This window comes from Kosakonia radicincitans DSM 16656, from assembly GCF_000280495.2.
Lineage (GTDB): Bacteria > Pseudomonadota > Gammaproteobacteria > Enterobacterales > Enterobacteriaceae > Kosakonia > Kosakonia radicincitans.
Genome location: NZ_CP018016.1, coordinates 2310861 through 2334310 on the forward strand (window position 1 = coordinate 2310861; position 23450 = coordinate 2334310).

Genomic DNA, 23450 nt, shown 5'->3' on the forward strand with positions numbered 1-23450 from the left:
GCGATTTAAGGTATCAGCCTTTTTACGGACTCATTGTTTATGGTGAACAGAATATCGGTCAGGCTGCCCGTGGAGGGGCTGCTTTTCTGGAAACTCTCCGGGCGCGAGGCGCTGTCGGAGCCGTTTACGCTGGCGCTGACGGTCCTGGGGACGGATGCGCGTATCGACCGCAGCAAATTGCTGGGCCAGCCGGTGACGGTGACGGTCCCGACGCAGACAGGCACGCGTTACTTCAACGGGAAAGTGACCCGCGTGGCGGTGAGCGCGACGGAGCTGTCGGGCACGCGCTATGCGGTGTACCAGCTTACCGTCGAGCCGGATGTGTGGCCGATGAAACGCGACCGCAACCTGCGCATCTTCCAGGGGCAGACGGTGCCGCAGATTGTGAAAACGCTGCTCGGTGAATACCAGGTCAGTCTGGAAGACCGGCTGACCGGCAGTTACCGCGTCTGGGATTACTGCGTGCAGTACCAGGAGAGCAGCTTCGACTTCATCAGCCGGCTGATGGAGCTGGAGGGGATTGCCTACCACTTCAGGCATGAGGCCGACAGCCACACGCTGGTGCTGACCGACGACGCCTCCGGATTTAACCCTTTCCCTGGCTACGAAACCATTCCGTATCACCAGACGCCCTCCGGCGGCAGTACGGATGAAGAGGGCATCAGCCAGTGGGCGCTGGAAGACAGCGTCACGCCGGGTATCTACAGCCTCGACGACTATGATTTCCGCAAGCCGAATGCGTGGCTGTTCCAGGCGCGGCAGAACCCTTCATCGCCGCAGCCGGGGAGCATTGACGTGTATGACTGGCCGGGGCGTTTTGTCGAGCACGGCCACGGCGAGTTTTACGCGCGTATCCGCCAGGAGCGCTGGCAGGTGGAGCACCAGCAGATACAGGGCACGGCCACGGCAGTGGGCGTGGCACCGGGCAGCACCTTCACGCTGTATAACGCGCCGTTTTTCAGCGATAACGGCGACTACCTGACCACCGCCGCGACCTACTTTTTTGAAGAGAACCGCTACGCCAGCGGCAGCGACGGGGAAACGGAGCACCGCACCGACTTTACGGTCATTCCGTCGTCGGTGGTGTACCGCCCGGCGGCGGTGACGGCGTGGCCGCGCACCTACGGCCCGCAGACGGCGAAAGTGGTCGGCCCGCAGGGGGAGAGCATCTGGACGGACAAATATGGCCGGGTGAAGGTGAAATTCCACTGGGACCGTCTGGCAAAAGGGGATGACACCAGCTCCTGCTGGGTGCGCGTCTCCAGCGCCTGGGCGGGCCAGGGTTTTGGCGGGGTACAAATCCCGCGCGTCGGCGACGAAGTGGTGATCGACTTCATCAACGGCGATCCGGACAGGCCAATCATCACCGGTCGCGTCTACAACGAAGCCAGCATGCCGCCGTGGGCGTTGCCCGCCGCCGCCACGCAAATGGGCTTCCTCAGCCGCTCGAAAGATGGCTCAGTGGATAATGCCAACGCCCTGCGCTTTGAGGATAAAGCGGGGGAGGAGCAGGTGTGGATCCAGGCCGAACGTAATATGGATGTGCAGGTAAAAAATGATGCCTCGCGCTCGATTGGTAGCAATCACAGCCATTATGTGCGCAAAAATGAACTGTATCGCGTTGAAGCGAATCAGACGCAGGCGGTGAAAGGAGGAATGGAGATCCTGACCGGAAAAGGCAAGCTGGATGCGGTGGTTGAGCAGTATATCCTCGCTTCCGGCACGCAGTTGCGGCTGGTCTCGGGCGAAAGCGCTATTGAGCTTAATGCCAATGGCAAAATCAACCTGATCGGTAAATCCTTCAATTTCTTCGTGGAAGAAGATGGGCATATCACCACTGGCGGTAAGCTGCATCTCAATGCGGCTGGCACGAAAGCGCCGACGACTGCGCCAGGTTCTGGTCATAAAGGCGATATTGATGCTGCGGTACAGGCGAAATTTTCTCCACAAGGCGGCGTTAAACGTGCCGCACCCGTGGCGGCAGCACCGGCATACACCCAAAAATCGACCGCAAAATATCAAGCCCCGCCGCCATTGAAAGGGGATTATGTTTATAAGAATGATCCAACGTCATCCCAAATAATGCCTTTCGATGAAAACACGCTTAACCAAATCAATAAATCCCCAACGCTTCAGGCGCAGCTGAAAGAGTTAAAACAGAAGGACTGGGCGATCCAACCGGGTTCTGCAGGAGGAGGCAGTTACGCCAGCGGGGAGAATAAACTTATCGTCATTGATCCTGAGCATATGGCTGATGCCAATGAAACGGTACAAACGTTGGCACACGAAGCTGGCCATGCGATGTATCCGGTTACGCCAGATCTTTCCAGCCGTAAGAATTATATTAATAGCCAGTTGATGGATGAAGGTGGTGCCACGCTGAATAATATTAAGATTCAGCGAGAAATCCTCGGCAATGGCGGTAATGATATTGGTATCGCCGCAGGGAGTGATGCAACGGAGGCCGTCTATAATCAAACGTATGACAAAATGATTAATGGCGAAATTTCCAGGAATAGTGCCGCGCAATCCATTGGTAAGGTCATCGGCAAATATGAAACCGCTTCTGGAACCAATCAAAACTATAACGATTATTACGGGAGCTATTATGACCAATAGGATAACGAAAAGTCTGTCGGTACTTTTACTCTCTTCTTTTTTTACATTCACTACGCATGCGGAACAAAAAAATATGAACCATGACTCTCTGTGGCAGATGACAAAAGCATTAAAGACGGTGTGGGGCAAAAAAGTCGATGCTGTCAGTACCTTTTTAGACCAGCCACTGGTTCCTTTTACATCTACCGCGAAAGATCGTTTCACGTCCGCGCCTTTTACGCTGAGTGACGGAGTTACGATCAGTGAACTTGATGTTCGTCTCAAATCGAATGGTGATGGAACTGTCGCATTAATCTCTTTTTCCGTTGGCGAAGAATGCATCACGTTTGATGAAGTTAAACAACATTTTCCTGATATCACGTTGCGTTTTGTGCCGCGGGCAAAATTGCCGGGAACAACGTTTGGTTACCTGACGACGCTCGATGAAAAAAAGCTTGCCTGGGGATTCGGTTTTCCTGCATTGAACAGGGAATGCCTTAGAACAATCACCATGACCCACTACGACGCTTAATCTTTTCACCGCGTACTTACCGCCAGTTTATTTTTCTGGCGGTAGGTACTCTTTAATTATTTCCTCTTTTATTTCTATTTATTCTTATATCTCGGCATCGGGGTTTTATTATGCAATACACCCTCCCGGAAGGTTCTTTTTCTCTTTTTCCTGCCAACTGGCAGGATACCAGCATGACCATGTTACGTGACGAAGAGAGCGGGCTTTCGCTGATTGTCAGTCGTGGCGCGATCCCGGACGGCAGCGACTTCGAACAAGAGTTTTATCGTCAGTGGGATGTGCTGCGCACGCAAATGGGCGACATCGCGCAGAGTGAGTTTTCCCGCATCCTTATCGGCACAGAACAGAAAACCCGGGCGGTAGAAGTGGAAACCGTTTTTACGCGCAATGGTCAGCAAATATGGCAAAAGCAGTTTGCCGTAGCGGCCCCGGGCGGGGCGGTGGTGATGATTTTTACCCTCTCTGCTTTACGCGCATTCAACGATGAAGACGCAGAACGCTGGAACGCCATCAAGCAAAGTCTGACGCTGCACGCATAACGGAACCGGTGGCATGAGCGATAAACACGCGGCCCGTGAGGGCGACAAAATTATCCATTCCAGCATTTTCGCGGATATTACCAGCATTGTGGCGGAAGGCGTTGCTTATGCCGCCATCGGTTCGGCGGTGGCTTTCGCTGCCACCGCCGCCGCGCCGCTACTGGGAGTGGGAGCTGCGGCGGCTGGCGTCGCGGCCGTTGGCTCCAGTTGCCTGTTGAGCGGTATTATCGGCGGTATCCTCGCTAATGTGGCCGGTATTACCGACGACATCAGCAATGCTGCCAACACTCTTGGCGATGCGATTTTCCCACCGTCACCGGCCGGGGTGATCGTTACCGGTTCGGTTAATGTGCTGACCAATGACAAGCTGGCAGCAAGGGCCGCGGGCACCATTGCCACAGGCGATACCCCGCCAGCAGAACCTCAATCACCAGGCAGTTTTGCCGACTATGCGGGCATGTTGCTCGCCGGAGCAAAACACATTGGCAGCGAGATGTGGCAACCAACCGTCGGCTCGGCTGATGCCGGAACTTCGCCACTGGAAGAGGACAAAGTACTCTGCGATAAACATTCAGGGCCACAGTATCTCGCTCAGGGTTCGAAAAGCGTTTTTATCAATAACCAGCCTGCGGTGCGGGCAAAAGACAAAACCACCTGCGAAGGTACTGTCTCGGACGATGTTTCGCCAAACGTGATTATTGGCGGCGAGACGCTGACCGTCCGCGATATTAAAAGCGGCAAGTTGCCGGGGCTGGCAGTGGCAATGATCGCCCTGTCGCTGATCCGTGGCCGACCTGGAAAGATCCTCAAAAATATGCCCTGTGCGCTGGCGGCAGCCGGTGGCGGGATGCTGGCGGATATGGCGGTGAACGCCGTATTCGGGTCATCGCACCCGGTGCATGCGGCTACCGGCGTGAAGGTGCTCAACGATGAAAACGAGCTGGATTTCGCTTTGCCGGGGCGTTTTCCCCTGCAATTGCAGCGTAGTTACAATAGCCTGACCACCCGGGCCGGGTTGTTCGGCCCCGGCTGGGCCACGATTTTTGACAGCTATCTGACGCTGGAAAGCGACGAGGTCACCTGGTTTGATGAAACCGGGCGCGAACTGCGCTTCACTTTGCCGTCGGTCGATCACGCGCTGTACTGCATCAGCGAAGGGGTGATTATCCGCCGCAACGAGGAAGGTGATGTTGCTATTGCGGACGATGATGGAGCGGTCTGGCGGCTGTTTAAGCCAACTCGCACTAACCCTTCCCTATTGCGGCTTGCGTCGCTCAGTGATGAGTATGGTAATGCGCTGGAAACCGGCTGGGATGAGCAGGGAAGACTGGTGCGTATTCATGATGCGCCGTGCGCCATCGATGTGACGCTGGCGTACGATGATGCCCGGTTCCCGCAGCGCGCCACGTCGGCCAGCCATTTCGATGGTGAACGTCACTGGCCGCTGGCTCGCTGGGCTTACGATGCGCATGGACAGCTTGCCAGCGTTGCCGATGCCACCGATCTTGTGCGGCGTGAATTTCGTTACAACGACGATGGGCTGATGGTCTGGCACCGTGCGGCCAGCGGGCTGGAAAGCGAATACCGCTGGGCGATGTTTGATCACTGGCGGGTTGTGGAAAACCGCACCAACACCGGCGATGGCAGCCTCTTCAGCTACGATCTTGCGGCCGGGCTGACCACCGTAACCACCTATGACGGGCAAACTCGCCAGCACTACTGGAATGTGCAGGGGCTGATTGTCCGCTTCGTCGATGAGCGCGGCGAAAACTGGCGCTATGAATGGAATGACGACGAACAGCTTATCCGCCGCATCGATCCGCTCGGCAACGCGGTGACCTTTGTCTATGACGACATGGGCAATCGCGTAGAGGAGATCGACGCCGAAGGCAATTCCCGCGCCACGCAATGGCTGGAAAACCGCGCATTGCCTGCGGTAATCACCGAGTCTGGCGGTAGTGCGACGCGCTTTTATTACGACGAACACTTTGGTCTGGCGCGTACCGTTGATGCGCTGGGCAATACGACACTGTGGCGACGCGATGAGTTCGGTCAGATCATCGAAGAGGTGGATGCTGCCGGGAACAGCCGTCGTCAGGAGTATAACGAGGCCGGGCAGGTGATCCGCGAGACGGACTGTTCCGGGCAGATAACGCGTTATCACTATCATCCGCTCGGTTGGCTGCTGGCCGTACAGGCGGCGGATGGCGAAGAAACACGTTATCACTACGATGCGGCCGGGCGACCTCTCCAGCTTGAGCGGGCGGAAGGCTGGCAGGAAACGCTGGTCTGGAACGAACGGGGCTTGCCTGCACAACATGAAGCGTCAGACGGTAGCTGCAGCGAGTTCCATTACGACAACAGCGGGCGGCTGGTCACCACGCGCAACAGCATGGGCGAAACGCTACGCCGAAGCTGGGACAGCCGTGGGCGACTGATTGCTCTGCACAATGAAAACGGTGAAGCTTATCAGTTCCGCTGGGGCGCTGATTCACTGTTACTGGAGGAGCAGGGGCTGGACGGTGTGGTCAGCCGTTACACCTACGATGCGTGCGGGCGTACGCTATCGCGGACTTTTGCCGCCGGGCATCCCGAAGCGATCACCCACCGTTTTAGCTGGAGCACCACCGGGCAACTACTGGCGCGCATCACACCGGAAGGGCAGACGCGCTGGCACTGGTCAAGGGCAGGTTTCCCGGAACGCATTAGCGTGCATCCGCCGCTTGATGAAAATAGCTGGAGTACGGAGGCCGAGCAGGAGCTTTGCTTTACCTTCGACGCGCTGGGCAGAGTGACCGGAGAGCAGGGGGAAAACGGCACGCTTGGCTGGCGCTACGACGCGCTGGGTAACCGCACAGCCACGCAACTGCCCGATGGCCGAGAACTGAAACAGCTTTACTACGGTAGCGGACATCTGTTGAGCATCGCGCTCGACAATCTGCCGATCAGTGATTTCACCCGTGATACCTTGCACCGGGAAGTGAGCCGCACTCAGGGGCTGCTCACCAGCCGCAGTGAGTACGATCGGCTCGGGCGTTTACATCGCCGGGATGTCTTTACCGGCAATGCGCAACGTCCGGCGCCTCGCCGCTGGTCGCGCCGCTGGGATTATGACTACCGTAATAACCTGATCCGTGAAGAGCGCAACGACAATCCCTTCGACTGGTATCGCTGGAAATATGATGATGCAGGCCGCCTGATGACGCAGGACGGGACGTTGCCCGGCCAGGAGCAGTGGCGCTGGGATGCGGCAGGGAATCCGACGGATAATTCGTTGCAGCAGTCAGTGCGCCACAACCGTGTAACGCAACTGAACGGTATCCGCTGGCAGTACGACATCCACGGCCGCACCGTGGAAAAAGACAATGGGCAGACGCGCTGGCATTACCGTTACGATGGCGAACATCGTTTAACGGAGGTCATTAGCCAGCCGCGGGATCGCAATAAACCGCAGGTTCAGGTCAGTTTCCGCTACGATCCGCTGGGACGACGCATCAGTAAAACGCGCCGCCAGTTGCGCGCAGGCGAACCCAGTGGACGTACCGTTACCACGCGTTTTGTCTGGGATGGCTTGCGCTTATTGCAGGAAATCCACGACGATATACCGCTGACGTATGTCTACAGCGATCAGGATAGTTACGATCCGCTGGCGCGAATCGATGGCATCAGCGATCCGGAAATCTACTGGTTCCACAATCAGCCAAACGGTTTGCCGGAGCGACTGACGGATGCCGAAGGGGAGTTGCGCTGGGAAGCGCAAAATAGCGCCTGGGGCAAATTGTTGCGTGAGACGCCGCTCCAGGCACCGGAATATGCCCAGAACCTGCGCATGCAGGGGCAGTACCTGGATCGGGAAACCGGCTTGCACTACAATCTTTTCCGCTACTACGACCCGGACTGCGGGCGCTTTACCCAGCAGGACCCAATAGGTCTGGCGGGCGGGATAAACCTGTACCAGTATGCACCGAATGCGCTGGGGTGGGTGGATCCGTGGGGGTTGAGTCAGAGGAAATGCTCAAATACTAGTTCTAAGCAAGGACACGGCTCTCCGAAAATATCAAACCAACCAGGTACGGCTGTAATTCATTGGCACGATAATCGATCCCCTACCAATACTTTTGGACATTATTCTGTTGAAGTGAAAATTAATGGAATGAGTTTACATACCCATCAGGCTGGCGCACCAGGCGAAATCACAATGGTCACTTCTCGTGGTTTTGAACATCTACCTCCTGCTGCAAAATTGAAAGAAGTGCAATTGCCTAAAGCTGATGAAGCAATTAGATATTTAGGAGGGAAACTTGAGAAAGAAGGGCCACTTTATGATCTTAAAACACAAAGCTGTGTTACACATGTATGCGATGTTTTAAGAAGTGGGGGCGTGGATATCCCTACTGAGCCTGGGGCGCAAATGAAGTATATTTTAAAATTACTTAAGTAAGAGGTGGTTATGTTTTCACTTTGCCCAATACATTCAGTCGCTCGTGATGTGACCGTTTCAAAGACTATAAGTGAGGCATTGGAAAAGAATTTGCCCGTAAAAGATGTCGTAGAATTGATTATTGTACATCCCGATGAAAATATGCGTAGGCAGCATATTATTATAGATAGTGCATTATTAACGGGAATGGGCATTAATCATACTGAGGATGGTTTTATTTTATATGATAGAGATAGAGTAAATAAAAAAATGAATGACAGAATGATTATTAGAAAAATATCAAATCATCTTGCTGTAGTTTGTCCGGTATGTCTTTTTGAAAAGTTAGGGCTGAAAATAACCGAATGAATCACTATGAAGTAACTTTTTAAACATGTCGGGCAGTGATGTCATTGCTGGAAGATGGCTATTGTCTGGGATGGCTTGCGTCTGCTGCAGGAAATTCACGACGATGTACCGCTGACGTATGTCTACAGCGATCAGGATAGTTACGATCCGCTGGCGCGAATCGATGGCATCAGCGACCCGGAAATCTACTGGTTCCGCAATCAGCCAAACGGTTTGCCGGAGCGACTGACAGATGCCGAAGGGGAGTTGCGCTGGGAAGCGCAAAACAGCGCGTGGGGCAAACTGTTGCGTGAGACGCCGCTCCAGACACCGGAATATGCCCAGAACCTGCGCATGCAGGGGCAGTACCTGGATCGCGAAACCGGCTTGCACTACAATCTTTTCCGCTACTACGACCCGGACTGTGGACGCTTTGCCCAGCAGGACCCGATAGGGCTGGCGGGCGGGATAAACCTGCATCAGTAAGGCGCCGGATGCGCTTACCGGGATCGATCCGTCAGGCCTCGCGAGCTAAATCCAGGAAGCCCATCAAGAGGTAATAAATACTTTAAAGGTCCTGAACAGCATCTACCAGGAGGGCTCCTGAAATGGTTATTGACTCACAGTCAACCACAGACAACTCTGCTATTAATACTATATTGACTGTAAACGTAGGGAAATTGTGTTGACTAAGGATAATGCAACGAAAATCATCGGAGATGCTAATGGAGATCTAAAACTTATTGCTTCTAAACTAGGTATACCAGAGGAACAATTAAGCAATGATAGTCTGGTAATGGTTGAGTTTAAACCAACGGAACTATATTCTCCTCGAGTGCCATCAGGAAAAGAGTGGGGAGCGAATAGCGAGTGGTTACCTGGTGGAAAACTACCTAAGGGAGATTTAGAGGCTGTTGTTAATACAGAAGGCATGATTAACGGTAGGGATTTTATAGTTAAAGATATAGTTACAGGAGAAATATTATGACTAACCTAAAAAAATATCAGTAAACCCGTGGGATTTTACACTTTATCAAAAAAAAGATGACGAATTTATTTTAAAGGTAATGTTTACCGAAGGTGACTATAAAGTTGATGTGGCGAGATTTTTTTTGTTTTCGTTTGATGAGATAGTTAAACCGTTAGATGTTGATTACGTTAAAAGTATTTCTGAAAATATTCGCGCAAATTATAATTCTTTTCAATCAAGAGAATTAAGCAAAAAAGAATTTGACGATCTTGTCTGATGGTTTTTCGCGTCTGGTTAAATGACAATGCGATATTTACAACTGATACTTGGTATTGTTTTCTGGCGTAATAAGGAAGTTTAAGATGAAAGTATCTGTTGTCAGTTCACGACGAGGTGATTTTGAGTTGCTCAGGTCGGCTGACAAATAGATACTTTCAGTATTAATACCTAATTATTATCCAAATTCACATTTTGATGTTAGTAAAGACTTTTTATTAACAGATGATGAAGTTACTCATAAAGAGGATGTCGAATATTTAAAGAAACTTGCTGAGAACATCAGGAAAGACTGGAGTACATTTTTGAATCGGGAAGTTTCGGACGTTAAAATAGTGCGTTAACCATTTCAGACAAATAATCATCATCAAGGTTATATCCATCCATAAAAGCAGAATGGCCGGGATTGATGATGAATTACAACGTATTATCTTTAAGTTTCTGGCGTTGATATATCTCTTTTTATTTATACTATCTTATTTTTATAAAAAACTGGCTTATATGCTGGTTTTTCATGTCTGGATGTAAATCAGATCTCGCGAGCGGGAGATATTCACCGATTTTTGATATGCGGAGCAAAGCCCTGGGCCGATCTCCTAAAAAAACACCCGGCGGGTTTCCCGGCCGGGTGTTTTCACATCTTAACGCTGGCTACAGCCTGCGCACTGTTTGTTCTGGATCTGCTGGAAGAAGTCGTTACCTTTGTCATCCACCAGAATAAACGCCGGGAAGTTCTCCACTTCAATCTTCCAGATCGCTTCCATACCCAGTTCCGGGTAAGCCACGCATTCGAGGCTCTTAATGCTCTGCTGCGCCAGTACTGCAGCCGGGCCGCCAATACTTCCCAGATAGAAACCGCCGTGTTTGGCACAGGCATCGGTCACTTGCTGGCTGCGGTTGCCTTTCGCCAGCATGATCATGCTCGCGCCGTGGGATTGCAGCAGATCCACGTAGGAATCCATACGCCCTGCGGTGGTTGGGCCGAGGGAACCGGAAGCATAACCTTCAGGCGTTTTTGCCGGGCCTGCATAATAGATCGGGTGATCTTTCACGTACTGCGGCAGCTCTTCGCCGTTGTCGATCAGCTCTTTCAGTTTTGCATGGGCAATGTCACGCGCCACGATGATGGTGCCGTTCAGCGACAGACGAGTCGATACCGGGAACGCAGAAAGCTGTGCCAGGATATCTTTCATCGGCTGGTTCAGATTGATTTTCGCCACATCGCCTTCGCCCTGCTGGCGCAGCGCTTCCGGAATGTACTGCCCCGGATTGTGCTCCATTTTCTCAATCCAGATACCTTCGCGGTTGATCTTCGCTTTGATATTACGGTCCGCGGAGCAGGAGACACCCATGCCGATCGGGCAGGATGCGCCGTGACGCGGCAGACGGATCACGCGGATGTCGTGGGCGAAGTATTTACCGCCAAACTGTGCGCCGAGACCGAGATTCTGCGCTTCCTGCATCAGTTCCTGTTCCAGTTGCACATCGCGGAACGCCTGGCCGTGCTCGTTACCTTCGGTCGGCAGACCATCATAGTAACGGGTCGATGCCAGCTTCACGGTTTTCAGCGTGGATTCAGCGGACGTGCCGCCAATAACAAACGCAATGTGGTACGGCGGGCAGGCTGCCGTGCCGAGAGAGCGCATCTTCTCAACCAGGTAGTTTTTCAGTTTCGCCGGGGTGATCAGCGCCTTGGTTTCCTGGTAGAGATAGGTTTTGTTCGCTGAGCCGCCGCCTTTGGCGATGCAAAGGAACTTATACTCATTGCCATCCACGCTGTAGAGATCGATCTGTGCCGGCAGGTTGGTGCCGGTATTCACTTCTTTGTACATATCCAGCGGCGCGTTCTGTGAATAGCGCAGGTTATCTTCGGTGTAAGTGTTATACACACCGCGAGCCAGCGCCGCTTCATCGCCGCCTCCGGTCCATACGCGCTGGCCTTTTTTACCCATAATGATGGCCGTGCCGGTGTCCTGGCAGGTCGGCAGCACGCCCTTGGCGGCGATTTCGGAGTTACGCAGGAACTGCAACGCGACGTATTTGTCGTTTTCGCTCGCTTCCGGGTCAGTCAGAATGGCCGCAACCTGTTTCTGGTGGGAAGTGCGCAGCAGGAAAGAGGCATCGTGGAAAGCTTGTTGTGCCAGCAGCGTCAACGCTTCGGGTTCCACTTTTAAGACTTCCTGGCCGTCAAAGTCGGCGACAGAAACGTGTTCACGGCTCAGCAGATAATATTCCGTATTGTCTTTCGCCAGCGGGAACGGATCCTGATATACAAAAGGTTTGTTCGACATAGCTCATTACTCCATAAAAATAAACCGCCGGGAAAGCCCGGCGGTTGTGAATCAGAACATCATGGTAATCCACGGATAACCAATCAACAGCAGGGCGGCGAGGAAGATTGCACCGAAGATGGTGCCCAGACGCCAGTAGTCTTTGGTCGGCAGGTAGCCGCTACCGTAGTAAATCGGGCTCGGGCCAGTACCGTACGGAGTGATGATGCCCATCACACCCAGAGAGGTACACAGAACCAGCACAACCACTTCCATATTGATGCCCGGGATCGTGGCAGCAATGGTCAGCATCGCCGGCAGCAGGGCAGTGGTGTGCGCAGTGGTGCTGGCAAACAGATAGTGCAGTAAGTAGAACGCCAGCAACAGAGCAATGGTTGCCATTCCCGGAGAGATACCCGCCATCAGCAGGCCGCCTTCTTTACCCAGCCAGGCAATGAAACCGGTGGAGGAGAGGCCATCGGCCAGCGCAACCAGGGTGGCGAACCACACGAAGGTGTTCCAGGCCGGTTTGTTGCTGGTAATGTCGTTCCAGGTCAATACGCCGGTCCACAGCATCAGTACTACAACCAACAGCGCAGCCAGAGCCGGTTCAATAAAGTTGGCGGCGAAGATCCACATCAGCAGCGCGCAGCAAACAAACACCAGCAGCAGGATTTCGTTACGGGACATTTTGCCCAGTTTTTCCAGCTCGCGGCTCGCCCACAGCGGCACTTCATCATTCACTTTTACTTCTGGCGGGTAGAACAGGTAAGCCAGCAGCGGCATAGTCAGAATCAGCAGCACGCCGAGCGGCAGGAAGGCGATAAACCAGGTCCCCCAGGAGATGTTAATCCCGACGGTGCTTTTCACCAGCGCCAGCGCCAGCAGGTTCGGCGCAAGAGCGGAGAGGAACATAGAACTGGTGATACAGGCGGCGGTGATGGCAACCCACATCAGGTAGGAACCAATGCGGCGTGCGCTCGGATCGTTCGGTTTTGAACCGTACAGCGGCGGCAGGTTGGCAATAATCGGGTAGATAGTGCCCCCGCTGCGCGCGGTGTTAGACGGTGTGAACGGTGCCAGCAGCAGATCGGCGAAGGTGATAGCGTAACCGAGCGTCAGGCTGCGGCGGCCAAGGTATTTCACCAGAATCAGCGCCAGGCGGCGACCGAACTGCGTTTTATCGTAACCAGCGGCGAACATAAAGGCGCCGAAGATCAGCCAGACGGTTGAGTTACCGAAACCGCTCACCGCCCATTTAAAGGACTGGCCTGCGAGCTTGAATTTCGGATCGGCCAACTGCTCAGGGCTAAACAGCAGCCACTGACTGCACAGCGCGATGACCACCACGCCGGTCAAACCGATAACGGCGCCCGGCAGCGGTTCGAAGATCAAACCTACGATCACGCCGACAAAGATAGCGAAGTAGTGCCACGCGAAAGGCGGTAAGCCCTCCGGCACCGGAACAAATAGCAGGAGCACTGCGACGATAATCGGCAGCGCCATCATAATCAGGCGGTTTTTATTTCCGCCTTTCGCACTGGCTGCACTGGCAGACGGCGGTGTTGTCGTTTTCTCTTTCATAGTGAGCATCTACAAGTAGTTAAAAATTCGGGGTCGGTAGCAGATTTCAATGTCACTTTATTTACTTACATAAGTTACTTTAGTTCTTTATTGTGACTTTTCATATTCTGCCGGGTTTTTTCTAACGCATCTTTATCTGCATTAAATTAAGAAAGTTTCTGTTTTTATATATTGCGCTTCCACTCGCTAATGCTCTTGATTGAGATCAAAAAAACGCAAGCACTATAGGTTTTTTTTATATTTTTTAATACCCACATAGCAGTATGTGGTTATTCTGTGAGAAACATCTCAATTGTTAAATATTGGTGCTGATAATAAATCTCATTTGCCGTTTTTTGTTCGCTAACTAATTGATAGTTTTGTTTTTATTTGGCTTTGGGAAAACCTTTGCTACGTTGAACAGGTAATCGCAATGTTACCGGTAATTAATATGATGTGAATATATTATTTAAAATTGATAATACAGTAGAGGTAGTGCTGTTATTAAGGTGGTTAAATAGTTTTTTAACTAACGTAATTAATTTTGTAAATAGAATTAGAGGTATATTAAATACACGACAAATGGATTTCCAAACGAAAATAAAAAATAAATCCGTCACCGAATTCAAAGTTTATAAATTTAGATTTGGAGTTAAATATGACCAGCAACGAGCGCATCCTCAGCCCCTTTACATTACCAAACGGCGTAGAACTGAAAAACCGTTTGTTAATGGCTCCGATGACCACCTGCACCGGTTATTACGATGGTACTGTCACCAGTGAACTGGTTGAATATTATCGTGTACGTGCCGGTAGCATTGGGACAATTATCGTAGAGTGTTGTTTTGTTGACGATCTGGGTCTCGCATTCCCCGGCGCAATTGGTATTGATAACGACGAAAAAATTGCCGGTCTGGCAAAAATCGCCGAAGCCATCAAAGCTGAAGGCTCTAAAGCGATCCTGCAAATTTACCACGGCGGCCGCATGGTCGAGCCAAAACTGATTGGCGGTCGTACGCCGATTGCGCCAAGCGCGATTGCCGCTCCGCGTGACAGTGCAGCCACGCCGGTGGCGATGACCACAGCGGAAGTTGAAGCGATGGTGGTGAAATTTGGTGAAGCGGTACGCCGCGCCATTCAGGCCGGTTTTGACGGCGTGGAAATCCACGGCGCCAATACTTACCTGATCCAGCAATTCTTTTCACCGAACTCGAACCAGCGTGATGACGAGTGGGGCGGCAGCCGCGATAACCGCGCAAAATTCCCGCTGGCGGTGTTGGATATCACCCACAAAATGGCGCGTCAGTACGCGGATGATGCCTTTATTATTGGTTACCGCTTCTCGCCGGAAGAGCTGGAAGTTCCTGGAATCCGCTTTGATGACACCATGTTCCTGCTGGAAAAACTGGCGGCGCGCGGTGTCGATTACCTGCACTTCTCTGTTGGCGCGGCGCTGCGTCCTTCCATTAATGACACCAGCGATCCGACGCCGTTGATTGATAAATATTGCGCAATGCGCTCTGACGTCCTGGCGCAGGTTCCGGTGATGGGGGTGGGCGGCGTGGTTAACGCGGCTGACGCAGAGCAGGGGCTGGATCACGGTTACGATCTGATCGCCGTGGGCCGTGCCTGCATCGCTTATCCGGACTGGGCGGCACGCATCGCTAAGGGTGAAAACCTCGATTTGTTTATCGACAGCACCCAGCGTGAAGTGCTGAATATTCCGGAACCGCTGTGGCGCTTCTCGCTGGTGGAAGCGATGATTCGCGACATGAGCATGGGCGAAGCGAAATTTAAACCGGGCCTGTTCGTTGAAACGGTACAGGACGACACCAGCGAAATGGTGATTAACGTTAGCCTGGAAACCGACCGTATTGCCGGTATCGAACTGGCCTCTGCGCCGCAAAGCGTAGAGTTCACCAGCAGCTTTGAAGAGATCCGCGATCGCATCCTGGATGCCAATTCGCCGCATGTCGATGCTATCTCCGGCGCAACCAGCCAGAGTGAAGCAGTGAAAAAAGCGGTGTCGAAAGCGATGCTGAAATCCAGCAAAGCGCGCGTGGCCGAAGAGGGTGGTGATGTCCTGGCCGTGAAAAATTACGATGTCGTGGTTGTGGGTAGCGGCGGCGCTGGCCTGGCGGCAGCCATTCAGGCGCACGACGAAGGCGCAAGCGTGCTGATCGTTGAGAAAATGCCGACCATCGGTGGTAACACCATTAAAGCCTCTGCCGGGATGAACGCGGCAGAAACCCGCTTCCAGCGCGTAAAAGGCATCCAGGACAGCAAAGAGCTGTTCTTCGCTGAAACGCTGAAAGGCGGCGGTAACAAAAACAACCCGGAACTGCTGCGCCGCTTTGTGGAAAATGCGCCGGAAGCGATCGAATGGCTGGCGCGTCGCGGCATCATGCTGAACGACATTACCACAACTGGCGGCATGAGCATCGACCGTACGCACCGTCCGCGTGACGGATCGGCCGTCGGCGGTTACCTGATTAGCGGCCTGGTGCGTAACGTCACTAAACGCGGCATCGATGTGATGCTGGATACGTCCGTCGAAGAGATCCTGTTCACTGAGGGTGAAGTGCGCGGCGTACGTCTGCTGAATGACGAGCAGGAAACCCTGAATGTTCAGGCGAAAAGCGTAATTGTGGCGACCGGCGGCTTCAGCGCCAACAGCGCGATGGTCGTGAAATACCGTCCGGATCTGGAAGGTTTCGTCACCACCAACCATAAAGGCGCAACCGGCGGCGGTATCGCACTGCTGGAACGTCTGGGTGCTGGAACCGTGGATATGGGCGAAATCCAGATCCACCCGACCGTTGAGCAGAAAACCTCCTATCTGGTTTCTGAGTCCATTCGTGGCGGCGGTGCAATTCTGGTCAGTCAGCAGGGCAAACGCTTCTACAATGAGATGTCGACCCGCGATAAAGTCTCAGCGGCAATCATCGCGCTGCCGGAACATTACGCTTACATCGTGTTTGATGAGCATGTCAGAGCGAAAAACAAAGCGGCTGACGAGTACATTGCGAAAGGCCTGGTGACCAGCGCCAGCTCTCCGCGCGAACTGGCGGACAAACTGGGCATTGACTATCATGCGTTCCTTGCCACGCTTGAACGTTACAATGGCTTTGTGGAAAAACAGCACGATGAAGATTTCGGTCGTACCACCGCGCTGCGTGCTCCGATTAACGAAGGCCCGTTCCACGCCATTCAGATTGCGCCAGGTGTACACCACACCATGGGCGGCGTGACCATCAACACTGAAACGGAAGTGCTGAATACCGCGCATCAGGTCATTCCGGGCGCGTATGCAGCGGGTGAAGTGGTTGGCGGTATCCACGGCGGTAACCGTATCGGCGGTAACGCGGTTGCCGATATCATCATCTTCGGTTCGCTGGCGGGACATCAGGCGGCGGTTCGCGCCAAACGTAGTTAAACGCTGTAGCCGGGCAATCGGCTATTCACAGCACTGATAATCAGAGCCGTCATCAGGTACTATTGCCGGGTGGCGGCTTTGTTGCAGATGGATTGCGTAAATCTTCCGGACTCAATCCGCTGGCAAGCCTGTTAAGCAGGTATCCGTCAATGAAGGAGAGTGCGATGTCTGATAACCGTGTCTGGAGCTACTCTGCGGTGCTGATGGGCTCGCCCATACTGCTGAAACTCTTCTCCCACGACGAAGCGCTCGCGTCGCGCGTTTTTTCGCTGATCAAACAGTACGAAGATCTCTTTACCGTTAACCGTGCCGATTCGCAGGTAATGGACATCAACCACGCCGCCGGACATCATCCGGTTGTCGTCAGCCGTCCGGTGTATGAACTGATCAAATGCGCCAAAGCCGCCAGCCAACTACCCGACAGCGCGTTTAATCTGGCGATCGGCCCGCTGGTGAAACTGTGGCGCATCGGTTTTAAGGGTGATTCCGTTCCGCCCGCGGATGAGATTGCCGCGCGGCTGCGCATCACGCGCCCGCAGGATGTTATTCTTGATGATGCCGCCGCCAGTGTGTTTCTGGCGCAGCCTGGTATGGAGATCGATCTGGGGGCAATCGCTAAAGGATTTATCGCCGACCGGGTGCGCGACTACCTGCATCAACAGGGCGTCAGCGACGGGTTGATCAACCTGGGCGGCAATGTACAAACGCTGGGATCGCCACAGGGCGGGTGGACCATCGGCGTGAAAAAACCCTTCGCCGCTGCCGATGCGCTGGTGGGCTCGATTGAAGTCGTGAACAAATCGGTGGTGACATCCGGCACTTATGAGCGCTATTTCGAGCAGGATGGCAAGCTATGGCACCATATCCTCGATCCGCGCAGCGGCTATCCGCTGAATAACGAGCTCGACAGCGTGACCGTGATTTCCACCGACTCCCTCGATGGTGATATCTGGACCACGCTGCTGTTTGGGCTGGGTGTTGAAAAGGGCTGCTCATTGCTGCGCCAGCGGCAGGATATTGAAGCGATTTTTGTCAGCAAAAACCGCGAAATTACCCTCTCATCCCGGCGTCAGTTCCGCTTCACGCCGCTCGATGCCAGCTACCGGCTTACTGACTGTACTGCTTAAGCAGGCTGTACTGTTCAGCAATTAACTGATAGCGGTAAACCGGTCGCCCGGTGGCGCCATAGTGAATGGTGGTGTAGAGAATGTTAATCTGCGCCAGCCAAATCAGATACTTACGGCAGGAGACGCGAGAAATGTTGACTGCGTTTGCCAGTTCATCGGTTGAAAATTCAATACCCGGATGGGCGTCAATCCACTGACAAATGGTACGCAGGGTTTGCGCGGTCAGCCCTTTTGGCAGACGACGAGTGTCAGTCACTTCCGGTGCGCCGCCGTGCAGCAGGCGATCCACATCCGATTGCTCATAGTAAGGACGCGCATCCATCAGCTTGCGCTTTTCGCGCCACGTAGTGAGCGCCTCTTCGAAACGCGGGAACTGGAACGGTTTAATTAAGTAATCGACCACACCGTAGTGCAGTGAGGTCTGAATGGTAGCGGCATCGGCAGACGACGTAATCATAATGACGTCGATAGCGCGCCCGCTGGCGCGAATAATCGGCAGCAGATCCAGCCCGCTATCCTGTTGCATATACACGTCCAGCAGTACCAGATCGATATCGCGCAGCGGATCTTTAATCATCTCCTCAGCCTGATGCAGCGACGACGCAGTCCCGCAGCACTGAAAGCCAGCAATCTGCGTCACATACATGCGGTTCAGTTCTGCTACCATGGCATCATCGTCAACAATTAATACATTTATCACGCTGTCTTCCTTTCACTATCCCAGGGGAGATGGACAAAAAATTGGGTAAATACGCCGGGCTCGGATTCAACGGTCAGGGTTCCGCCCAGCTCGGTAAGCTGCTGACTGGCAAGAAATAGCCCAACGCCACGGTTATCGCCTTTGGTCGAAAAACCTTTGCGGAAAATAACATCAATGTTGTCCGGCGCAATGCCAGGACCATCGTCGCTGACCTCGCCGACAAGCCAGCCATCCTGATAGTGCAGCAGCAAGCTGACTTCGCCCTCCGCTTGCTGGCTTAACGCATCGAGCGCGTTTTCTATCAGGTTACCGAGCACCGTTACCAGCACGGTCACCTGCTTTTCGTTCGGATTATCAGGAACCAGGCTTTCATCGGCCAGCGTCAGGGTCACGCCGCGCTCTTTCGCCCGGTTGAGTTTACCTAACAGGAAACCGGCGACCACAGGCGATTTTATTCGATGCTGAATGGCGCCAATATCAGTCTGATGATTCTGCGCTGTTTGCAACACATAACCCTCCAGCTTGTCATAACGCTTCATATTCAGCAGGCCGAGGATCACATGCAATTTATTCATAAATTCATGGGAAGTGGTGCGCAGGGCGTCAACATAGTTCACCATCCCATCCAGCCTTTGCAACAACTGGCTGACTTCTGTTTTATCACGGAACGTGCTGATAGCACCGATAATCGTGTTCTGGCTGCGCACTGGCACGGTATTGCACAGCAACAGCAGGCCATTACAGCCCAGTTCGCGATCCTGAATCGGCACTCCGGTTTTCAACACCTCCAGCAGATCGGCCAGCAGAGGCCCGTGCCCGGCAGCGCCATCGGCCGCATTGGTCAACAGCATCTGCCGCGCGGCGTGATTAAGCAACGTGACGCGACCGTCGGCATCTACCGCAATCACCCCTTCTTTAAGCGACTGTAACATCGCCTGTCGCTGCTTAAATTGCGCGGAGATTTCGTACGGTTCCAGCCCCAGCAGAATGCGTTTCAGCACGCGCACCAGTTGCCAGATGCCGAGCGATCCAATCAGCGCGCTGAATAGCAGCGTCCACATCACCGCCCAGCGGCTGCGGTTTACCTGATCCTGCACTTTGCTGAGCGAAATGCCGACCACCACCACGCCAATTTGCTGATAGCGGTTGTCATAAACCGGTGTAAATACGCGCAGCGCCAGCCCCAACGTGCCGCGATTTATCGCCACATTCTCTTTGCCGCGCAGCGCGGGCTGCAGATCATCGCCGATAAACTTCTGCCCGATGATCGCGGCATTCGGATGCGAATAACGAATCCCTTGCATATTCGTGACGATGGCGTAAAGCAGATCATTGCGCGTGGTCACCGCCGCAGCTATCGGCTGAATCACGTTACTGTTCGGCGGCAACAGCAGACCGCGTTTGATCTCCGGCGCATCCGCCAGCGTGCGGGCCACTGCCAGCGCCGTCTCTTTCACCCCATCGCGCGTGGCGTTGCTGATTTGCCAAAACCACAGGGCACACGCCAGCAGCAGCACGGAGCCGGTGACGCTGCACACCATTAATGTCACCGTGGTGCCGAGCTTCATTGGACGTTTGCGCGGTTTTATCGCCGCAGACGCTAAGTCATTCATGCCAGACCTGATTCTCTCTTAATAAGAAACCTATTATCACCGATGGCGACGATTTCATAAAGCCGTGTGAAAAAAGGAAAAGTACCCAATCCGGGGCGGGAAGCGTGACCTCATTCGCAGGTATAACAAATAAATAACCTTATAGTGTGTGTGGAACCATTCAGAAGGAGCAGGGTATGAGCAATAAGCCAAACGGTTCAGTAATGGAACGCCGTCACACAGAGACAGCCGATATCGACAGGCTGGCAACGCAGGATATGCTGGCGCTCATCAACCGCGAAGACCTGGCGGTCGCCAACGCAACAGGGGCCTGTTTACCGGAGATCGCCCGGCTGGTGGATAACGCCAGCGCCACGCTAAATCGCGGCGGTCGGGTGGTGATTGTGGGGGCAGGAGCGTCCGGGCGCGCCGCGCTACAGATGGTTGCGGATTTCGCGCCAGACGTGCACCCGCAGCTCATCGGGCTGATGGCGGGCGGCGCGGAGGCAAAAAGGCAGGATCAGGAAAAAGCGGCGGCGAACTACGCGCTGGGCGTTGCCGATCTCCAGGCGATCCGCTTTGGTCATCAGGATATGCTGGTGGCGCTGTCGGTCAGCGGGAAAACGCCGTGGATGTGGGGCGCGCTGCGCCATGCCTGGTCGGTTGGCGCGTGCATTGCGCTGCTCAGCCACGTTCGCGAGAGTGAAGCCGCGCAGATGGCGGATATCGTGATAGCGCCGGAAACGGGCGCTGAGGTGATTGCCGGTTTCAACGAACCGAAAGCGCGCCTGGCGCAGCAGCAGATCCTCAATATGCTGGCGAGCGGGCTGGCGATCCGTACCGGGCGAGTCTACAGCAATTTGCGCGTTGACCTTAAACCCGACAATACGCACTGGATCGAGCGGCAAATCGCGCTGGTGATGGCGGCGACGCAGTGTAACCGCGAGCAGGCGAAGAGCGCGCTTGCTGCCTGCAATAATGACTGCCGTACGGCGATCCTGATGCAACTGACCGGCCTGAACAATGCGAAGGCGCGGGATTTACTGGCGGAAAATCACCAGAGCCTGCGCATTGCCCTGCAGGAGGCGAAACCGCATCTGGCGGAAGCCTGATATTACTGCCCGCCAGACGCTGCGCTGGCGGGTTTTTCCGCATTTATTTTTCACAACACAATTTATTATCTGGCGAAAATCGGCTTGATATTTCTGTGCTTTAAAATAAATCTTCGAAATATTAATTCCACACACTTTATGCCACTGCTTTTTTTAATTTAAAAAACCAGTTAGCTATTAATGCGGGTATTTAACAAAGTTGTGAATGATATTTTAAAATAACGTAAAGATGCGTTAATATCCGTTTTCACAAATCACACTTGCTATGTAACCTAATCAATATGCCTGCAATTAAAAAGACAATTATATCGCTGAGCGCCGTTGCGCTGCTCGTCAGTTCCGCGACCAGTGCCTGGGCGGAAGAGAATCAGAAAACTGACTTCCTGCTGATTGGCGGCGGCATCATGAGCGCTTCTCTGGGAACCTGGCTGCAGGAATTACAGCCGGAGTGGAAACAGGTGATGGTCGAGAAACTCGACGCTGTCGCACTGGAGTCGTCGAACGGCTGGAATAACGCCGGTACGGGTCACTCCGCCAATATGGAACTGAACTATACGCCGCAACGTGCGGACGGTTCTATTGATGTCAGCAAAGCGCTGGAAATTAACGAGCAGTTTATGATTTCCCGCCAATTCTGGTCAGCGCAGATTAAACGCGGCGTATTAAATAACCCGCATAACTTTATTAATTCCACCCCGCACATGAGTTTTGTCTGGGGCGATAACGTCGATTATCTGGCAAAACGTTATGCAGCTTTACAGCAAACCACGTTATTCCAGGGCATGAAATTCTCCACCGACCATCAGCAAATTAAACAGTGGGCACCGCTGGTGATGGAAGGGCGCGATCCGAATCAGAAAGTGGCCGCCACCTGGACGCCAGTGGGTACGGATGTGAACTACGGCGAAATTACTCGCCAACTGGTAAGCAGCCTGAAAAAGAGCAGCAATTTCTCCCTGCAAACCTCCTCTGAGGTTACCGACTTTAAACGTAATGCCGACAACTCCTGGCATGTCACCATCAAAGATGTGAAAAGCGGCAACGAGCACACCATTGATGCGAAATATGTCTTTATCGGTGCTGGCGGCGGTGCGCTGAAATTGCTGCAAAAAACCGGTATTCCGGAAGCGGATAACTACGCAGGTTTCCCGGTCGGCGGTTCCTTCCTGATGACCGAAAACCCGGCGATCACCAGCCAGCATCTGCAAAAAGTGTACGGCCAGGCTTCTGTGGGCGCGCCGCCGATGTCAGTACCGCATATTGATGCCCGCTTTATCGATGGCAAACGCGTGGTGCTGTTCGGGCCATTTGCGACTTTCTCTACCAAATTCCTGAAAAACGGTTCGTTCTTCGACCTGCTGAGCACCACCACTACCAGCAACTTTATGCCGATGACCCATGTAGGTCTCGACAACTTTGATCTGGTGAAATACCTGGTCGGTCAGGTAATGCTGAGCGATGACGACCGTTTTGCGGCGCTGAAAGAGTACTATCCGCAGGCGCGTAAAGAGGACTGGAAACTGATTCAGGCTGGCCAGCGCGTACAGATCATCAAGAAAGATGAAGAGAAGGGCGGCGTGCTGAAGCTGGGCACTGAAGTGGTGGTCGATCAGCAGAAAACCATTTCTGCACTGCTGGGCGCGTCACCGGGCGCTTCTACCGCTGCGCCGATTACGCTGAACGTCATCAAGAAGATGTTCCCGCAGCAGTTCAATTCAGCGGAATGGCAGAGCAAAATCCGTGAAATCGTTCCGAGCTACGGCCAGGAGATGAACGGCAACGTGGCGCTGACGCAGAAAGTATGGGATGACACTGCCGCAACGCTGCAACTGGTGAAACCGCCGGTGATTCAGATGCCAGATAGCGCAACGCCGCAAGCCAAACCGGCCGCGCCAAAAACGGAAAACGCGCCGCAACACGACATGGCGCTGTAAATAAAAAAGCCCCTTGCGAGGGGCTTTTTTTTC

General features: G+C 53.5%; 15 protein-coding genes and 1 pseudogene. 12 read left to right on the forward strand and 4 right to left on the reverse strand.

The window, feature by feature from the left end; all coding sequences use genetic code 11:
- Positions 1-39: 39 nt before the first annotated feature.
- The 8 genes and pseudogenes from Y71_RS11305 (at position 40) to Y71_RS11340 (ending at position 9684) form a co-directional block, all read left to right on the forward strand.
- Positions 40-2619, forward strand: coding sequence for a type VI secretion system Vgr family protein (locus tag Y71_RS11305; RefSeq protein WP_081120742.1), 2580 nt, complete (start codon positions 40-42; stop codon positions 2617-2619).
- Positions 2609-3130: a hypothetical protein gene (locus tag Y71_RS11310; protein WP_007371705.1), complete on the forward strand. Its 522-nt coding sequence runs from the start codon at positions 2609-2611 to the stop codon at positions 3128-3130. The genes Y71_RS11305 and Y71_RS11310 overlap by 11 nt, the downstream gene beginning before the upstream one ends.
- Positions 3131-3240: 110 nt before the next feature.
- Positions 3241-3669 (forward strand): DcrB-related protein, encoded by a 429-nt coding sequence (locus Y71_RS11315; RefSeq protein ID WP_007371706.1) that lies wholly within the window; start codon positions 3241-3243, stop codon positions 3667-3669.
- Positions 3670-3682: 13 nt separating this feature from the next.
- A complete protein-coding gene (locus tag Y71_RS11320; RefSeq protein WP_079517792.1) occupies positions 3683-8110 on the forward strand; it encodes an RHS repeat-associated core domain-containing protein in 4428 nt (1475 codons plus the stop codon).
- A 9-nt stretch (positions 8111-8119) separates the two neighbouring features.
- Positions 8120-8458 (forward strand): hypothetical protein, encoded by a 339-nt coding sequence (locus Y71_RS11325; RefSeq protein ID WP_079517793.1) that lies wholly within the window; start codon positions 8120-8122, stop codon positions 8456-8458.
- Between the two features lie 63 nt (positions 8459-8521).
- A pseudogene (locus tag Y71_RS11330) lies at positions 8522-8966 on the forward strand (RHS repeat domain-containing protein); the annotation flags it as partial.
- 156 nt (positions 8967-9122) lie between these two features.
- A complete protein-coding gene (locus Y71_RS11335) occupies positions 9123-9425 on the forward strand; it encodes a hypothetical protein (RefSeq protein ID WP_081120744.1) in 303 nt (100 codons plus the stop codon).
- 79 nt (positions 9426-9504) lie between these two features.
- Positions 9505-9684 (forward strand): hypothetical protein, encoded by a 180-nt coding sequence (locus Y71_RS11340; RefSeq protein WP_007371710.1) that lies wholly within the window; start codon positions 9505-9507, stop codon positions 9682-9684.
- Between the two features lie 640 nt (positions 9685-10324).
- Here Y71_RS11340 and fumA read toward each other — a convergent pair.
- Positions 10325-11974 (reverse strand): class I fumarate hydratase FumA, encoded by a 1650-nt coding sequence (gene fumA, locus Y71_RS11345; protein ID WP_007371712.1) that lies wholly within the window; start codon positions 11972-11974, stop codon positions 10325-10327.
- Positions 11975-12025: 51 nt separating this feature from the next.
- Positions 12026-13537: an anion permease gene (locus Y71_RS11350; RefSeq protein WP_007371713.1), complete on the reverse strand. Its 1512-nt coding sequence runs from the start codon at positions 13535-13537 to the stop codon at positions 12026-12028.
- A 637-nt stretch (positions 13538-14174) separates the two neighbouring features.
- Here Y71_RS11350 and Y71_RS11355 point away from each other — a divergent pair.
- Positions 14175-16952 carry a flavocytochrome c gene (locus Y71_RS11355; RefSeq protein ID WP_081120747.1) on the forward strand — a complete coding sequence of 926 codons (2778 nt, stop codon included), beginning with the start codon at positions 14175-14177 and terminating at the stop codon, positions 16950-16952.
- Between the two features lie 164 nt (positions 16953-17116).
- The gene (locus Y71_RS11360) at positions 17117-18079 is read left to right on the forward strand and encodes an FAD:protein FMN transferase (protein ID WP_007371715.1); all 963 of its coding nucleotides are present in this window, start codon (positions 17117-17119) and stop codon (positions 18077-18079) included.
- On the opposite strand, the gene dcuR is transcribed toward Y71_RS11360, so the two are convergent.
- Entirely contained in the window at positions 18060-18779 is a 720-nt protein-coding gene (gene dcuR, locus Y71_RS11365; protein ID WP_007371716.1) for a two-component system response regulator DcuR, read from the reverse strand. The two genes, Y71_RS11360 and dcuR, sit on opposite strands and share 20 nt — an antisense overlap.
- The gene (locus Y71_RS11370) at positions 18776-20392 is read right to left on the reverse strand and encodes a sensor histidine kinase (protein ID WP_035942242.1); all 1617 of its coding nucleotides are present in this window, start codon (positions 20390-20392) and stop codon (positions 18776-18778) included. Before Y71_RS11370 ends, dcuR begins: the two co-directional genes overlap by 4 nt.
- Before the next feature lie 176 nt (positions 20393-20568).
- On the opposite strand from Y71_RS11370, the gene Y71_RS11375 reads away from it, so the two are divergent.
- Positions 20569-21483, forward strand: a complete 915-nt coding sequence (locus tag Y71_RS11375; RefSeq protein WP_007371718.1) for an N-acetylmuramic acid 6-phosphate etherase — start codon at positions 20569-20571, stop codon at positions 21481-21483.
- A 281-nt stretch (positions 21484-21764) separates the two neighbouring features.
- Positions 21765-23417 carry a malate dehydrogenase (quinone) gene (gene mqo, locus Y71_RS11380; RefSeq protein ID WP_007371719.1) on the forward strand — a complete coding sequence of 551 codons (1653 nt, stop codon included), beginning with the start codon at positions 21765-21767 and terminating at the stop codon, positions 23415-23417.
- The last annotated feature ends 33 nt before the right edge of the window (positions 23418-23450 follow it).

Bases quoted from the DNA above. Each gene is read 5' to 3' on its own strand.
- Y71_RS11340 (WP_007371710.1), top strand. From the start codon at position 9,505: ATGTTTACCGAAGGTGACTATAAAGTTGATGTGGCGAGATTTTTTTTG.
- Y71_RS11325 (WP_079517793.1), top strand. From the start codon at position 8,120: ATGTTTTCACTTTGCCCAATACATTCAGTCGCTCGTGATGTGACCGTT.
- Y71_RS11355 (WP_081120747.1), top strand. From the start codon at position 14,175: ATGACCAGCAACGAGCGCATCCTCAGCCCCTTTACATTACCAAACGGC.
- Y71_RS11375 (WP_007371718.1), top strand. From the start codon at position 20,569: ATGAGCAATAAGCCAAACGGTTCAGTAATGGAACGCCGTCACACAGAG.
- Y71_RS11310 (WP_007371705.1), top strand. From the start codon at position 2,609: ATGACCAATAGGATAACGAAAAGTCTGTCGGTACTTTTACTCTCTTCT.
- Y71_RS11350 (WP_007371713.1), bottom strand. From the start codon at position 13,537: ATGAAAGAGAAAACGACAACACCGCCGTCTGCCAGTGCAGCCAGTGCG.
- Y71_RS11320 (WP_079517792.1), top strand. From the start codon at position 3,683: ATGAGCGATAAACACGCGGCCCGTGAGGGCGACAAAATTATCCATTCC.
- mqo (WP_007371719.1), top strand. From the start codon at position 21,765: ATGCCTGCAATTAAAAAGACAATTATATCGCTGAGCGCCGTTGCGCTG.
- Y71_RS11360 (WP_007371715.1), top strand. From the start codon at position 17,117: ATGTCTGATAACCGTGTCTGGAGCTACTCTGCGGTGCTGATGGGCTCG.
- Y71_RS11315 (WP_007371706.1), top strand. From the start codon at position 3,241: ATGCAATACACCCTCCCGGAAGGTTCTTTTTCTCTTTTTCCTGCCAAC.
- fumA (WP_007371712.1), bottom strand. From the start codon at position 11,974: ATGTCGAACAAACCTTTTGTATATCAGGATCCGTTCCCGCTGGCGAAA.
- Y71_RS11370 (WP_035942242.1), bottom strand. From the start codon at position 20,392: ATGAATGACTTAGCGTCTGCGGCGATAAAACCGCGCAAACGTCCAATG.
- Y71_RS11305 (WP_081120742.1), top strand. From the start codon at position 40: ATGGTGAACAGAATATCGGTCAGGCTGCCCGTGGAGGGGCTGCTTTTC.